The following is a 998-nucleotide window of genomic DNA, read 5'->3' on the forward strand; positions in this document are numbered from 1 at the left end:
AAATGGCATGGTCGCTGCTAATAGTCTGGTCGAGTGCTATCTCATTTAACCAATCTATTTAGGAGCATACACATGCCAACTCCATGTTATATCAGCATCGAAGGTAAAACCCAGGGCAATATCACCGCCGGTGCCTTCACCTCCGATTCCGTCGGCAACATCTTCGTACAAGGTCACGAAGACGAGATGCTGGTTCAAGAGTTCCAGCACGTTGTGACTGTCCCGACCGACCCGCAATCCGGTCAGCCGGCTGGTCAGCGTGTCCACAAGCCGTTCAAGTTCACCGTGGCCCTGAACAAAGCCGTGCCGCTGATGTACAACGCGCTGGCTTCCGGTGAGATGCTGCCGAAAGTGACCCTGAAGTGGTACCGCACCTCCGTTGAAGGCAAACAGGAACACTTCTTCTCCACCGTGCTGACCGATGCCACCATCGTTGACATCGACTGCCAGATGCCGCACTGCCAGGACCCGGCGAAGTCTGACTTCACCCAGCTTATCCAGGTCTCCATGGCTTACCGCAAGATTGACTGGGAACACACCGTTGCCGGTACTTCCGGTGCGGACGACTGGCGTGCGCCCATCGAGGCCTAATCCTCGTTTTGTTACTTTGGTATTCCTTGCAAGTAGTTATGTGTCTTATGGGCCGGTTGCCAAACCGGCCCTCTTAGCCCGTATTTCTCCGGCCCGCTCAGGTAGCCGGAGCTTTTCTGTTTTGCCATCCCTCTGCTGCGCATTCGATTGATGCGGGGGGATGGCAAAGCACTAAAGGGTGTCCTGTGATGCAGACCCAATCCGCCCGTAACCCGTGTTCGCCGCTATCTTGGTTGCCCGTTGTGGCACCGGAGAGGGCGGTAGCGTGGTTTGGCGGTTGGGGTCTTGAAGAGGGGCGCAGACATCGCGTGGCCGTGACAAGAGGGGAGAGCCATGGCTAATCAAACCGGATTGCAATTTACCGTCAAGGTGGGGGCGCTGCCCGAGAGCACCTTCGTGGTGGCGAG

Annotated in this window: 1 protein-coding gene; it reads left to right on the plus strand. The window is 56.7% G+C overall.

Annotated features, from left to right (window positions below; all coding sequences use genetic code 11):
- Positions 1-72: 72 nt before the first annotated feature.
- On the plus strand, positions 73-591 hold the full coding sequence (hcp1, locus tag BS300_RS20820) for a type VI secretion system effector Hcp1 (protein ID WP_010634242.1): 519 nt from the start codon (positions 73-75) through the stop codon (positions 589-591).
- Positions 592-998 lie beyond the last annotated feature (407 nt).

Source organism: Aeromonas sp. SCS5, assembly GCF_001887375.1.
In the GTDB taxonomy this organism is placed as follows: Bacteria; Pseudomonadota; Gammaproteobacteria; order Enterobacterales; family Aeromonadaceae; genus Aeromonas; species Aeromonas jandaei.